This window comes from Nocardioides sp., assembly GCF_030655615.1.
Classification (GTDB): Bacteria; Actinomycetota; Actinomycetes; order Propionibacteriales; family Nocardioidaceae; genus Nocardioides.
In genome coordinates, this window is record NZ_JAURVJ010000146.1 from 1 (window position 1) to 13,291 (window position 13,291).

The window sequence follows — 13,291 nt, forward strand, 5'->3', positions numbered from 1 at the left end:
AAGTACCTCGACATGCACATGGCGATCGGGTCTGCCCTGTCCATGTTCGACAACAAGCTGCGTCCGCACTTCGCCGAGGGCGCGCCGCTGACCAGCGGAGGAGTGGACGAATGAGCACCACAGCACGCGTCACCGACCAGACCGAGCCCCTCGTGCGCCGCCTCCTGCAGCGCCAGATCATGCCGACCGACCGCGACTTCGACGTCCTGTCCCTCTACGTCGACCCCGAGCCGGCCGCGCTCGACGCCGACAAGTACGAGATCGGCAGCAACAAGAACGCGCGCGAGCTGAACGCCGCCACCATGCGCAAGGGCCTGACCACCGGCGCCGGCATCCACCCCGACCAGATCGAGTCGCGCACCGCGCTGCGGGTCGCGTCGGGGGAGAAGCTCTCGTTCGGCACCTACTTCAACGCGTTCCCGGCGAGCTACTGGCGCCGCTGGACGGTCGTCTCCGAGGTCCGGCTGGCCCTGACCGTGCAGGGGGCCGGCGCGACGGTCATCGTCTACAAGTCGATGGCGCGCGGCAACAGTCAGCGCGTCGACTCCGTCTCCACCTCCGGCGACCAGGCCGAGACCTTCACCTTCGACCTCACGCTCAAGCCGTTCGTCGACGGCGGCTGGTACTGGTACGACGTCGTCGCCGGTGACGGCGACGTCCTCGTCGAGAGCGCCGAGTGGAGCGCCGAGGTCCCGGCCGACCGCGCCCAGCACGGCACCGTCGACCTCTGCATCACCACGATGAACCGCCCCGACTTCTGCGCCAAGCTGCTCGGCCAGATCGGCGAGCGCGAGGCCCTCAAGCCCTACCTCGACACCGTCTTCGTGATGGAGCAGGGCACCCAGAAGGTCACCGACTCCGAGGACTTCCCCTACGCCGAGAAGGTCCTCGGCAGCACGCTGCGGGTCATCGAGCAGGGCAACCTCGGCGGCTCCGGCGGCTACGCCCGCGGCCAGCTCGAGTCGGTCCGCAAGGGCACCGCAACCTACGCGATCATGATGGACGACGACGTCGTCTGCGAGCCCGAGGGCATCATCCGCGCGGTCACCTTCGGCGACCTGTGCCGCCGCCCCACGATCGTGGGCGGCCACATGTTCAACCTCTACGCGCGCTCCCGGATGCACAGCTTCGGCGAGATCATCCAGCCCTGGCGCTTCTGGTGGCAGTCGGCGCCCAACGTCTTCGTCGACTGGGACTTCTCCTCCCGCAACCTGCGCTCGACCCGGTGGCTCCACCAGCGCGTCGACGTCGACTTCAACGGCTGGTTCATGTGCGCCATCCCGCGGGTCGTGCTCGACGAGATCGGCCTCTCGCTGCCGCTCTTCATCAAGTGGGACGACTCCGAGTTCGGCCTGCGCGCCAAGGCTGCCGGCTACCCCACGGTGACGTTCCCCGGTGCCGCGGTCTGGCACATCCCGTGGTCGGACAAGAACGACGCCCTCGACTGGCAGGCCTACTTTCACGTCCGCAACCGCTTCGTCGCGGCGCTGCTGCACTCGCAGTACCCCAACGGCGGCCGGATGGTCCGCGAGAGCCGCAACCACCAGATCGCCCACCTGGTCGCGATGCAGTACTCCACCGTCGAGATCCGCCACCAGGCCCTGCTCGACGTGCTCGCCGGCCCGCACAAGCTGCACGAGGTCCTCCCGACCAAGCTCGCCGAGGTCAACGCGTTCCGCAAGCAGTTCACCGACGCCCAGCTCCAGGCCGACCCCGACGCGTTCCCGCCCGTCCGGCGTACCAAGCCGCCCAAGAAGGGGCGCGACGGCACCGAGGTGCCCACCGGTCGCCAGATGACGATCGCGGCCGCCCTGCAGCCGCTGCGCCAGCTCAAGCCGGCGCGCCCGCTGTCGCGCCAGCACCCCGAGGCCGAGGTCCGCGCCAACGACGCGAAGTGGTACCGCCTCGGACGTCTCGACTCCGCGATCGTCTCCATGAACGACGGCACCTCGGCGGCGTTCTACCAGCGCGACCCGGCCAAGTTCCGCGACCTCGTACGCCGGACCGTGGAGATCCACGAGCGGCTGCGGCGGGAGTGGCCGCGGCTCGTGGAGGAGTACCAGGGCGCTCTCGCCGAGATCACCTCACCCGAGGCCTGGGAAGAGACCTTCCGGCCCTGGACCGAGTCCGAGGAGGAGCGATGACCGACCTCGCCGCCGACCCGCGCGAAGGCGTCAAGACCGACGAGGCCGGCCTGGTCCCGATGGTGGCGCCCTCGGACGCGACCGGGCTCAAGGCCGTCCTGCAGCGCCGCTACCTGCTGCGGCTGCTGGTGCGCCGCGAGATCAGTGCGCGCTACCAGGGCTCGATCCTGGGCCTGATGTGGTCCTACATCAACCCGCTCTCGCAGTTCTGCATCTACTTCTTCGTGATGGGGGTGATCTTCAACCTCCACGCGAGCATCCCCAACTTCGCCATCCACATCTTCTCGGCGATCGTCATCGTCCACTTCTTCACCGAGACGATGGGCGCCGGCACCCGCTCGATCGTCCGCAACCGGCAGATCGTGCAGAAGATGGCGATGCCGCGCGAGATGTTCCCCGTGGCCACGATGCTGACGTCGCTCTACCACGTCGGACCGCAGGTGATCATCCTCGTCGTCGCCTCGGCCTGCTACGGCTGGCTCCCCGACGCCTACGGCATGGCCGCGATGGTCATCGGCATCGCCATCATCATGATCCTCGGCACCGGCCTGGCCCTGCTGTTCAGCGCCGCCAACGTGTTCTTCCGCGACGTCGGCAGCGCCGTCAACATCATCAGCAACCTGATCCGCTTCGGCGTCCCGATGATCTACAGCTACGAGATGGTCGCCCAGCGCTTCGGCTCCTTCGAGCGCTACTACCTGTGGAACCCGATCGCCGACGCCGTCCTGCTCTTCCAGCGCGCGTTCTGGGTCGGCACCGTCGGCGCGGACGAGAAGAACCAGCCGGTCATGCCCGACCACCTGCTGCTCTACGGCGTCGCGATGATCGGCGTCAGCCTGGTCGTCCTCGCCATCGGCCAGCTGGTCTTCAGCCGGCTCGAGAACAAGATCCCCGAGAGGCTTTGAGGCATGGTCGACTCGATCCGGGTGGAGCACGCCACCAAGTCGTTCACGCGGCGCTACCAGCGCACGCTCAAGCAGATCACCGTCGCCAAGGCGCGCGGGCACAAGACGATCGAGGAGTTCAACGCGGTCGACGACGTGTCGTTCACCGTCGAGCAGGGCGAGTCGATCGGCCTGATGGGCCTCAACGGCTCGGGCAAGAGCACCCTGCTCAAGATGATCAACGGCGTCATGCGCCCCGACTCCGGGTCGATCCTGACCCGCGGGCGGATCGCGGGCCTGATCGCGACCGGAGCCGGCTTCCACCCGCAGCTCAGCGGTCGTGACAACCTGATCCTCAACGCCGCGATCCTCGGGATGACCGAGAAGGAGACCAAGCGCAAGTTCGACGCCATCGTCGACTTCGCCGGCATCGAGCAGCAGCTCGACTCCCAGGTCGGCCACTACTCCTCGGGCCAGAGCGCGCGCCTCGGCTTCGCCATCGCGATCCACGTCGACTCCGACATCTTCCTGGCCGACGAGGTGCTCGCGGTGGGGGACAAGCCCTTCCGCGCCAAGTGCATCACGCGCATGGAGGAGATCCGCGACAGCGGCCGCACCCTCTTCTACGTCTCCCACTCCGCCGGCTCGGTGAAGCGCATGTGCACCCGGGTCCTCGTCCTCCGCGACGGCCAGCTCGTCTTCGACGGCAAGCCCTGGAAGGGCATCAAGTTCCTCGGCTACGACGACGACGTCGAGAACCCGATGGACCGCGAGGAGTCCGAGGGCGAGATCGGCGCCGATATCTAGCGCCCGCAGCACCACCACGTCGACCCGTCGTAGATCTACGACGGGTCGACGCAATTTTCGCTGACCCGTCGTAGATCGAGGACGGGTCAGCGTGATCCACAGATTTCTCCACAGCAGTCGGCGTGTCGGCTGGAAATTACAGGTTTGTAGTTACTCAGTTCCTCTTCCCAGGCCGTGTTGCTGATGTGAAAGTTGCGTCTCGTGTGACTCTTCCCCTCGCACTGGAGCTGACTTCGAATGCCTTTCTTCCCCCCTTCCGACGCGCCCTCCGACGGTCCCCCCGGGCCGCCGCGGACCCGCGACGTACGCCCGCGCTTCGTGACGACCTGCCAGCAGCTGCTGGTGCTCGGGGTGATCCTGGCCGCGCTGACGCCGGCCGCACGGATCGTCTCGATCGACTTCGGTCCGGCCCCCGAGCGCGGTGACGCGCCGGTCGGTGCTGGTGCGGCGGGCACGCTGCCGCCCGCCTCGATGGCGGCGTACGCCGCGGCGCAGACGGTGCCCTCGCTGGTGCCGACCGCAGTCGTCGACCCCACCGTGCGCGAGGTCAGCCTGACCCCGCCGGCCGGCGCCCGGATCGCCCCCGGCGCCCTGGCCACGGCCCGCGCCAAGGTCGTCGCCAACGGTGGCCAGCGCCTCGTCAGCACGCCCCAGCGCGTCACCGGGTACGGCGCCGTCGGCCTCACCTGGCAGCACGGCGACGTGGTGCCCGACGACCAGATCAAGATCAAGGTCCGCCTCAAGGACGGCGGCCGCTGGTCCGGCTGGACCAGGATGGACTACCACGACGACCACGGCCCGGACCCCGACAGCGAGGAGGGCCGCCGCGCCCGTCCCGGCACCGACGAGCTGCTCGTCGGCGACGTCGACGAGGTGCAGGTCAAGGTCGTCAGCAAGCGCCGCTCGGCGCCCGCCGACATGAAGCTCGCCGTCATCGACCCCGGCGTGGCCGCCACCTCGGCCAAGCAGCTGCCCGCGATCGACACCGCCACGCTGCCGTCCAGCAAGGACGCGGTGCCCGCCGTCGCCGCCCCGTCGGCCCCCTCGGCCCCGGCCGCCCAGAGCACCTCTGCCGGTGACGTCCAGCTGGCCGCGGCGACGTACACCCCCAAGCCGACGATCTACTCGCGCAAGCAGTGGGGCGCCGACGAGCGGATGCGCGACAAGAGCTCACTGCACTACTTCGAGGTGCACGCCGGCTTCGTGCACCACACGGTCAACGCCAACAACTACAAGGCCGACGACGTGCCCGCGATCCTGCGTGGCATCTACGCCTACCACACCAAGTCCCGCGGCTGGTCCGACGTCGGCTACAACTACCTCGTCGACCGGTTCGGCCGGATCTGGGAGGGCCGCTACGGCGGCGTCGACCGCCCCGTGGTCGGTGCGCACACCCTCGGCTACAACGACGACTCGTTCGCGATGTCGGCGATCGGCAACTTCGAGGAGACGCAGCCGAGCAGCGCGATGATCCAGGCCTACGGCGCGCTCTTTGCCTGGAAGCTGTCGCTGCACGGCGTCGACGCCTCCTCGACGAAGCAGTACGTCACGTCGAAGTACTTCAAGGCGGTCAACGGTCACCGCGACGCGGCGTCGACCGCGTGCCCGGGCAAGTACCTCTACGCCAAGATCCCGCAGATCCGGACCCTCGCCGCGCAGGCCCAGAAGGGCTTCGCCGGCCGCCAGCTGGAGTCCAACGTCGCCGGGGTCGCCCAGCCCGACCTGATCGTCAGGCGCACGTCCGACGGCCAGGGCTTCGTGATCCCGCTGCGCAAGACCGCGACCGGCTACGTGCGGGGCACCCCGATCGCGACCGGGATCGACCTGTCCACGCAGAACCGCATCCTCAACGCCGGTGACTGGAACCGCGACGGCAAGACCGACCTGATCTCCCGGCGTACGTCGACCGGGACGCTCTACCTCAGGCCGGGCCTGGGCAACGGGAAGTTCGGCGAGGCCATCGAGCTGGCCACGGGCTTCGGCAAGGTCGGCCTGCTGGCCGCGGTCGGCGACATGACAGGCGACGGCTGGCCCGACCTGATGGGGCAGCCGTCCGGCGGCGCCATGCGGATCTATCCCGGACGCGGCGCCAAGGGTCTCGCCGCGAGCTACGTCGCCTACAGCGCGGTGCCCGGGACCCAGCAGATCCCGGTCGGCCTCTGGGACGGCGACGGCGCTCCGGACGTGATCGCCCGCAACGGCTCCAAGCTGACGCTCTACCCGGGCAACGGTCCGGGCGGGCTGACCGGGGCACGCGCGCTGAGCTTCGACGCGACGCCCTACGACGCCTTCATCGGCGTCAGCGACATGGACCTGACCGGCCACCCCGACCTGCTCGCCCGCAAGCGCTCGACCGGCCAGCTGGTCCTGATCCCGGGCACGACGACCGGGTTCGGCAAGCCGGTGGTCGTCGGGTCGGGCTACGGCTCCTTCAACCTGTTCGGCTGACCGAGGAGGGCGAGGGGAGACACACGGACGTCTGGTTGCTCAGGCAGGGAAGCGGGCGGTAGCGCGCTCGGCGACGAAGGTCGCCTCGAGACGCTCCCGCGCGGCCCGGGCGACCAGGACGAGAGAGCCGCGGCACAGCAGCGGCTCGGTGAAGGAGGCGATCCCCGGTGGGGAAGCCGGGTTCGCCTCCGACAGGAGGCGGCCGCCGTCGGACACGAGAGTGCCGGCGGCGGCTGCCGACCACAGGTCGCCCTGGGTGACGGGCGCCCCGCCGAGGTCGTGGGCCACGTCGTCCGCGGTCGGCGGGTCCCAGGCCGTGAACGCGTCGGGCTGCGACCAGATCTCGAGACCGACGTCGTGCACGCCCGGGGGTACGCCGTCCGCGAAGCGCACCCCCATCGGCAGCAGCGCGCACGCCAGCACGACCACGTCGTCGGACCGCGCGGCCCAGTGGTCCACGGTGTCGGGGCCGCACACCACCGCGTCGGGCACGTCGGACTCGGTCACGACCAGACCGGCGGTCCACGCGGCGCCGAGGAACACCGTCCCGAGCCAGTGCGGCGGCAGGTCGACCCGCAACGTCTGGCCCTTCTCGAGGTCGAGCTCGTCGACCAGGAGCGAGGCGGCCTTGGCCACCCAGTTGGCGTAGGTCGTCACCGACAGCTCGACCCGCTCGCCCGTGTGGTCGTCGTAGAAGGTGACCAACGGCCGCCCCGCGTCGGCGCGCAGGAGGTCGGTCAGGACGACGGTGAAGGTGGTCACGTCCCCAGTCTCCCGAACCGCCCTCGGACCGGGGGAGGCAGTCACTACGCTCCGCACGTGACTGCCTCGACACCTCCTGCTCCCGACCGTCCCGCCGGCCCGATCGACGGCCTGTGGGCGGTGGTGCCGGCCGGCGGCGCGGGCACCCGGCTCTGGCCGCTGTCGCGGTCGTCGTCGCCCAAGTTCCTGCGCGACCTCACCGGCACCGGGCGCTCGCTGCTGCAGGGCACCCACGACCGGCTCGCGCCGCTGGTGCAGGACCGCTTCCTCGTCGTCACGGGACGAGCCCACCGTGACGCGGTCGCCGAGCAGCTCCCCGACGTCGACGGGGCCGCCATCGTCGCCGAGCCGTCGGCGCGCGACTCGATGGCCGCGATCGGCCTGGCCGCCGCGATGCTCGAGCGCCGCGACCCCGACGCGGTGATGGGCTCCTTCGCCGCCGACCACGTCATCGCCGACCCGGCCGGGTTCGGCGACGCCGTCCGCGTCGCCACCGCGGCCGCCCGCGACGGGTGGCTGGTGACGATCGGCATCGACCCGACCTTCCCGTCGGCGGCGTTCGGCTACATCCACCTCGGCGACGACCTCGAGGGCCACGCCGGGGCGCACGCGGTCGTCGAGTTCGTCGAGAAGCCGTCGGTCGACGTGGCCGAGCGCTACCTCGCCACGGGCCGCTACCGCTGGAACGCCGGCATGTTCGTGGTGCGGCCGACGGTGCTGCTCGACCTGCTCGCCGAGGGCGACCCTGACTTCGCCGCCGCCCTGCGCGCGATCGCCGCCGACCCCGACACCCTCGAGGACGCGTGGGCCGGGCTCCCCAAGATCGCGCTCGACCACGCCGTCGCCGAGCCCGCCGCCGCTGCCGGCCGCGTGGCCGTCGTACCGGCGTCGTTCGGGTGGGACGACATCGGCGACTTCGACTCGCTCGCGACGCTGCTCGAGGCCCCCGACCCCTCCTCGGTCACGGTGCTCGGCGACGACGCCCTGGTGCGGGCGATCGCGGCCACCGGCCTGGTGGTCCCCGGCGGCGGCAAGGTCGTCGCCGTCGTCGGACTCGACGACGTCGTGGTCGTCGACACCCCCGACGCGCTGCTCGTCACCACCCGCGCGCGGGCGCAGGACGTCAAGGCCATCGTCGCCGCGCTCAAGGAGTCGGGCCGCACCGACCTGACCTGACACACGAACGAGCCCCGGGACCACACGTGGTCCCGGGGCTCGTCGTAGGAATCCGCCGCCCTACTGGATGGTGGCTTCCGGGGCGTCGGTGTAGGGGTAGGTGTCGAGGAACGACACGAGCGCGTCGCCGGAGACGTCGCTGCAGTACTGCCACACGCCGGTCGACGTGGTGGTGTCGCCCTTCCAGTGCGTGAAGGCGACGTGCTGGCCCTGGGGGAACTTGGCGCCGTCCTCGTCGTCGCTGGTCCAGGGGGCGGCGATGAACTTGTTGCGGAAGTTCATGTTGTCGCCCGACTCCTTGAACTTGCGGGCGATGGCCTTGACCTGGGCGAGCTCGTCGACGTCGTCGGCGATCGTCTCGTCGTACCACATGATCGTGTAGCCGTGCTCGAGGTTGTGGACGAGCGCCTCGAGGGCGGGCCGGTCGTCGGCGTCGTAGAACTTCTCCTTGAACGACGCCGGCGCGACGCCCGCGACGTTCCAGTGGGCGCCGAAGGCGGGAGGCGCCGTGTCGTAGGTGACCTCCTCGGGCTGCTCGACGTGGGTGCCCACGTCCTTACCTTCCTTCTCGATCGGCTTCTGGCACACCGACGCCGCGGCGCCGATCTCGTCGACCGGGGTGTCGGCGTAGGCCGACTCCTTGAAGTTGCCCCACACGACGGGGCCGGCGGCGACGCCGATGATGGCCAGGGCGATGACGATGGCCCCGGCGATGATGACGTTGCCGCGACGCTTCTCGGCGGACTTCTGCTTCTTCAGCGTCTCGTCGATGAGCCGCTGGCGCTCGGTCTTGGCGGTCTTGGACGGCTTGGCCACGCTCGGCTTACCTCTTCTGGCTCGGGAACGCCGCGAGTCTACGGAGTGGACCTGGCAAAACGCAGATCGGCGCTGTCGTCCCCCGCGGGGGTGGGCACCGGGAGCCACCCGTGCGCGAACGCGAGCACACCCACGAGTGCGCCGGCGTCGGCGGGGGCGGACACGGTGCCGTCGTCGAGCACGGTGAGTGCGACGTCGAGGACGTGTACGACGACGTCGACCAGCTCGCTCGCGTCGACCGCCGCACCGAACGGGAGCACGTCGGCCGCCGCGGCCCCGACGGCGCGCGTGACGGCCTCGCGGGCGCCGTAGCCGAAGAGGTCGGCGCCCTCGGCGCGCACCAGCGCGACGGCCCCGGGTCCGTGCTCGCCCGGTGCCAGCACCAGGTCGGCGCGGCCCCGTACGACCGCGAACGGCCGGCCGCCGAGCTTGCCCTGCGCGAGCTCGGCCAGACCGGCGATCTCGTCGGCGACGGCGGGGGCGGTGACGGCGAGCTCGTTGCCGTGGGCGTCGAGGCGGCCGGCGAAGTCCTCGGCCACGACGAGGCCGGCGGCGCCGACGGCGATGTCGGTCTGGCCCTCGCGCCAGGCGCGGCCGGCGGTGTCGGTGACGACGACGCCGACGTTGCGGCCGGTCCGCTCGAGGAGCGACTCGCGCAGCCGGCGGGCGGAGGCGTCGGGGTCGAGGGGGAGGAGCACCGAGGAGCCGAGCGCGACGTTGGAGCCGTCGATGCCCGCGGCGGCCAGGGTCAGGCCGTGGCGGGTGCGCACGATCGTGGTCGGGCCGCGGCGGGCGACCACGCGCGCGGTCTCGGCGGCGAGGTGGTCCTCGCGGGGTCCGGCCACCACGCGGCCCTCGGTCTTGCTGACGACCTTGCTCGTCACCACCACGACGTCGCCGTCGACGAGGTCGACGAGGGGGAGCAGCAGGGCGACCAGGTCGTCGCCCGCGCGGACCTCGGGTACTCCGTCCGGCGCGGTGGCCGTCACGATGGCCGGGACGGTCACGCGGGTCCGTCCACGCCGGCACCGGTCACGAGCGCGATCGCCGCCGCGGCCATCGCGGCGGTGGCCTCGAGGTCGGTCATCATCAGCGGTACGGCGGCGCACGCCAGCCCGGCCTCGCGGACCTGCTCGACCTGGTCGGCGTCGCGCTCGTCGACCAGCCAGCCGTCGAGCACCCCACCGTCCTCGGGGTCGCCGGTGCGCGCCCCGTAGTGGAGCCCGACCGCGCCCGCGCTCACCTCGACACCGATCGACGTCAGCATCTGGTGGGCCATCCCGCGGACGTGGGTGCCACCGACGATGGGGGAGAGCCCGACCACCGGTGCACGGGTCGCCCGCAGGGCCTCGCGGACCCGGGGCACACCGAGGATCGTGCCGACGGAGACGACCGGGTTGGACGGCGGCAGCACCACGAGGTCGGCGTCGGTGATCGCGTCGATGACGCCGGGCGCGGGCGAGCAGGTCTCGAGCCCGACCACGATCACGGCCTCGGCCGGCACCTCGGCGCGCAGCCGCACCCAGTACTCCTGGAAGTGCACGACACGGCGTCCGCTCGGCGTCGAACCGTCGGCGACCGCGACGTGGGTCTCGACCCGGTCGTCGGTCATCGGCAGCAGCCGGACGCCCTGCCCGTAGCGCGGGGTCAGCCAGCGGTTGCACAGCGCGGTCGTCACCGCCGACAGCGGGTAGCCGGCGTCGAGCATCTGCGTGCGCACGACGTGGGTCGCGATGTCGCGGTCGCCCAGCCCGAACCAGGTCGGCTCCACGCCGTAGGCCGCCAGCTCGTCCTTGACGCTCCACGTCTCGTCGCGCCGACCCCAGCCGCGGTCGAGGTCGATGCCGTCGCCGAGGGTGTACATCACCGTGTCGAGGTCGGGGCAGATCTTGAGGCCGTGCATCCACAGGTCGTCGGCGGTGTTGGCGACGACGGTGATCTCGGCGTCGGGCGCGACCCCGGGGAGCGTGCCGGCGGCGATCCCGTGCTGGAGCCCCTGGAGGAACCGGGCACCGCCCATGCCCCCGGACAGCACCGTGATCCGGGAGATGGGACCGGTGCTCGGCGGGTTGTTGGGAAGCGTGCTGGGAACGGTGCTGGGAACGGGGATGGCCTGCCCTGACATGGGCCCTACTCTGCCGGGTCGCCCCGACCGGTACGGACCGGGGGACCGATCTGCGGGCTATATCAGAGTTCCGCTTGACTTCCGGGTATGACAGGCATGTAATTCTCACAATGTTGTTCGGGGGACGATGACGGGTCGAGAGGTCACATCATGAGGGAGCTGTTCCTCCTGGAATCCCCAGGAGACGAAGAAGAAGCAGGCTGGCAGGAGCGCGCTCTGTGCGCTCAGACCGACCCCGAGGCGTTCTTCCCCGAGAAGGGCGGATCGACGCGTGAGGCCAAGAAGGTGTGCCTCACGTGCGAGGTGCGCGACGAGTGCCTCGAGTCGGCGCTGATGAACGACGAGCGCTTCGGCATCTGGGGCGGTCTCTCCGAGCGGGAGCGCCGCAAGCTGAAGAAGAAGGTCGTCTGAGACGACCCCGGCACGAGAGAACCCCGACCAGCGTTGGTCGGGGTCCTCGTGGTTTTGGGGGGTACGTCGGCTGAGGTGCCAGCGCAGCGAGCCTCGAAGCCACGTCTCTCCCTAGTGAGGTCTTGGGTGGTCCGGGTCGAGTGGACGCGCGCGTAGCAGACCGCGTCTCGGCGTCAAGGCGCTTCGCCCGCTTCGCGGCGCCTGCGGCGGCCTTGACCCCGAGCCGCTCGCGGTCTGCAACGGCGCGCTCAACGGCGGAGCCTCGCAAGCTCGGCCCGCCGCCGCTGGCGCGGCCACCCGACCCTCCAGCCACAAGCATCCCGTCGGCACCACTGGGCCGCTGAAGTTGTCACTTGGCCGATAACGCATTGTCGGCCAAGTAAGAACTTCAGCGTCCAGGTGTTAGCTGAGTGACGGGTGAGGCCCGGGATGCTAAGCGCGCGGACAGCCCGACCCCGAAAGACCCCGGGCCGGCAAGGACCGTGCCACGACGTACCGACCCCAACCCCACCCCCACCCGACCCGTCACGAATCGGCCACCCGCAGACCGCCCCGATAGTGTCCTCGACCGTGTCTGCCCCCGGTGAGTCGAGCGCTGTCGTCGCGCTGCTCGTCACCCACGACGGCGCGCGGTGGCTGCCGGGCGTGGTGGAGGGGATCGCCGAGCAGGGGCCGGCGCTCACCGCGGTCGTGACCGTCGACACCGGCAGCAAGGACGGCACCCGCGACCTGCTGCCCGAGACCTACGACGTGGTCGAGGCGACGTCGGCGACGGCGTACCCCGCGGCCGTGGCCCTCGGCCTCGAACGGATCGCGGCCACCGTGCCGGACGCCGAGTGGGTGTGGCTGCTGCACGACGACGCGCGGCCCGCGCCCGGCGCGCTCGACACCCTGCTCGACGCCGCGGCGCGACGACCCGACGTCGACCTGCTGGGTCCCAAGCTCCGGGAGTGGCCGTCGCTGCGCCGCCTCGTCGAGCTCGGCGTCACGATCTCCGGCACCGGGCGTCGGGAGACCGGGTTGGAGCTCGGCGAGTACGACCAGGGCCAGCACGACGAGGAGCGCGAGGTCCTCGCGGTCAGCTCGGCCGGCCTGCTGGTCCGGCGACGGGTGCTCGAGGAGCTGGGCGGCTTCGACGCCCGGCTGCCGATGTTCGGCAACGACGTCGACCTGGGCTGGCGCGCCGCCGCGGCCGGGCACACCACGCTGGTCGTGCCGGGCGCGGTCGTCTTCCACGCCGAGGCGGCCCACCGCGGCACGCGGCGCACGCCGCTCACCGGCCGGCACACCCACTACCAGGAGCGCCGCGCGGCCCTCTACACGCTGCTCGTCAACGGCCGCGCCGCGTCCCTGCCGTGGCGGGTGCTCCGGCTGACGTTCGGCACGCTCGTGCGGATGGTCGGCTTCCTGCTGGTGCGCTCGCCCGGGGAGGCGCTCGACGACCTCGCCGCGCTCGTCACCGTGGTGTTCCGCCCCGGCGCGCTGCTGGCCGGTCGTCGCGAGCGCCGGGAGCGGCAGCAGCGCTCCGGTGCCCCGCCCGACACCGATCGCGTACGACGGCTGCTGCCGCCGGCCTGGGTGCCCTACCGGCACGGCCTCGACTTCGTCGGCGACGTCGTCTCGGCGGTGACCAGCCAGGCCGCCGACGTCGCCGAGCGGCGCCGCGTCGCGGCCGCCGAGCTCGACCCGTCGTCCCAGGCGGCCGCCCGGCTCCGCGC

General features: G+C 71.2%; 11 protein-coding genes. 7 read left to right on the forward strand and 4 right to left on the reverse strand.

The annotated features are described in order from the left end of the window. Positions 1–110: 110 nt before the first annotated feature. The 4 genes from Q7T52_RS12280 to Q7T52_RS12295 all read left to right on the forward strand — a co-directional run bounded on the left by Q7T52_RS12280 (position 111) and on the right by Q7T52_RS12295 (position 6,283). On the forward strand, positions 111–2,144 hold the full coding sequence (locus tag Q7T52_RS12280; protein ID WP_304802866.1) for a glycosyltransferase: 2,034 nt from the start codon (positions 111–113) through the stop codon (positions 2,142–2,144). Continuing rightward, the gene (locus Q7T52_RS12285) at positions 2,141–3,049 is read left to right on the forward strand and encodes an ABC transporter permease (RefSeq protein ID WP_304802868.1); all 909 of its coding nucleotides are present in this window, start codon (positions 2,141–2,143) and stop codon (positions 3,047–3,049) included. Before Q7T52_RS12280 ends, Q7T52_RS12285 begins: the two co-directional genes overlap by 4 nt. A 3-nt stretch (positions 3,050–3,052) precedes the next feature. Then, positions 3,053–3,835 (forward strand): ABC transporter ATP-binding protein, encoded by a 783-nt coding sequence (locus Q7T52_RS12290; RefSeq protein WP_304802870.1) that lies wholly within the window; start codon positions 3,053–3,055, stop codon positions 3,833–3,835. A 237-nt stretch (positions 3,836–4,072) separates the two neighbouring features. Further along, positions 4,073–6,283 (forward strand): FG-GAP-like repeat-containing protein, encoded by a 2,211-nt coding sequence (locus Q7T52_RS12295; RefSeq protein ID WP_304802873.1) that lies wholly within the window; start codon positions 4,073–4,075, stop codon positions 6,281–6,283. 39 nt (positions 6,284–6,322) lie between these two features. Here Q7T52_RS12295 and Q7T52_RS12300 read toward each other — a convergent pair whose 3' ends face one another. Then, a complete protein-coding gene (locus tag Q7T52_RS12300; protein WP_304802874.1) occupies positions 6,323–7,045 on the reverse strand; it encodes a TIGR03089 family protein in 723 nt (240 codons plus the stop codon). A gap of 57 nt (positions 7,046–7,102) precedes the next feature. On the opposite strand from Q7T52_RS12300, the gene Q7T52_RS12305 reads away from it, so the two are divergent. Continuing rightward, entirely contained in the window at positions 7,103–8,221 is a 1,119-nt protein-coding gene (locus tag Q7T52_RS12305) for a mannose-1-phosphate guanylyltransferase (protein ID WP_304802876.1), read from the forward strand. A gap of 60 nt (positions 8,222–8,281) precedes the next feature. On the opposite strand, the gene Q7T52_RS12310 is transcribed toward Q7T52_RS12305, so the two are convergent. The 3 genes from Q7T52_RS12310 to cofD are packed head-to-tail and all read right to left on the reverse strand — an operon-like array spanning position 8,282 to position 11,162. Further along, positions 8,282–9,037: a DUF3105 domain-containing protein gene (locus Q7T52_RS12310; protein ID WP_304802878.1), complete on the reverse strand. Its 756-nt coding sequence runs from the start codon at positions 9,035–9,037 to the stop codon at positions 8,282–8,284. Positions 9,038–9,075: 38 nt separating this feature from the next. After that, positions 9,076–10,044 carry a coenzyme F420-0:L-glutamate ligase gene (gene cofE / locus Q7T52_RS12315; protein ID WP_304802880.1) on the reverse strand — a complete coding sequence of 323 codons (969 nt, stop codon included), beginning with the start codon at positions 10,042–10,044 and terminating at the stop codon, positions 9,076–9,078. Beyond that, entirely contained in the window at positions 10,041–11,162 is a 1,122-nt protein-coding gene (gene cofD / locus Q7T52_RS12320) for a 2-phospho-L-lactate transferase (RefSeq protein ID WP_370692320.1), read from the reverse strand. The genes cofE and cofD overlap by 4 nt, the downstream gene beginning before the upstream one ends. A 150-nt stretch (positions 11,163–11,312) precedes the next feature. Between cofD and Q7T52_RS12325 the strand changes: the two genes are divergently transcribed. Continuing rightward, a complete protein-coding gene (locus tag Q7T52_RS12325; RefSeq protein WP_304802881.1) occupies positions 11,313–11,573 on the forward strand; it encodes a WhiB family transcriptional regulator in 261 nt (86 codons plus the stop codon). 570 nt (positions 11,574–12,143) lie between these two features. After that, positions 12,144–13,291, forward strand: a 1,148-nt coding sequence (locus tag Q7T52_RS12330) for a glycosyltransferase family 2 protein (protein WP_304802883.1), incomplete at its 3' end; no start/stop codon positions are given.

Coding starts and splice junctions, on each gene's coding strand:
- Q7T52_RS12325 (WP_304802881.1), top strand. CDS start 11,313: ATGAGGGAGCTGTTCCTCCTGGAATCCCCAGGAGACGAAGAAGAAGCA.
- Q7T52_RS12285 (WP_304802868.1), top strand. CDS start 2,141: ATGACCGACCTCGCCGCCGACCCGCGCGAAGGCGTCAAGACCGACGAG.
- cofD (WP_370692320.1), bottom strand. CDS start 11,162: ATGTCAGGGCAGGCCATCCCCGTTCCCAGCACCGTTCCCAGCACGCTT.
- Q7T52_RS12280 (WP_304802866.1), top strand. CDS start 111: ATGAGCACCACAGCACGCGTCACCGACCAGACCGAGCCCCTCGTGCGC.
- Q7T52_RS12295 (WP_304802873.1), top strand. CDS start 4,073: ATGCCTTTCTTCCCCCCTTCCGACGCGCCCTCCGACGGTCCCCCCGGG.
- Q7T52_RS12290 (WP_304802870.1), top strand. CDS start 3,053: ATGGTCGACTCGATCCGGGTGGAGCACGCCACCAAGTCGTTCACGCGG.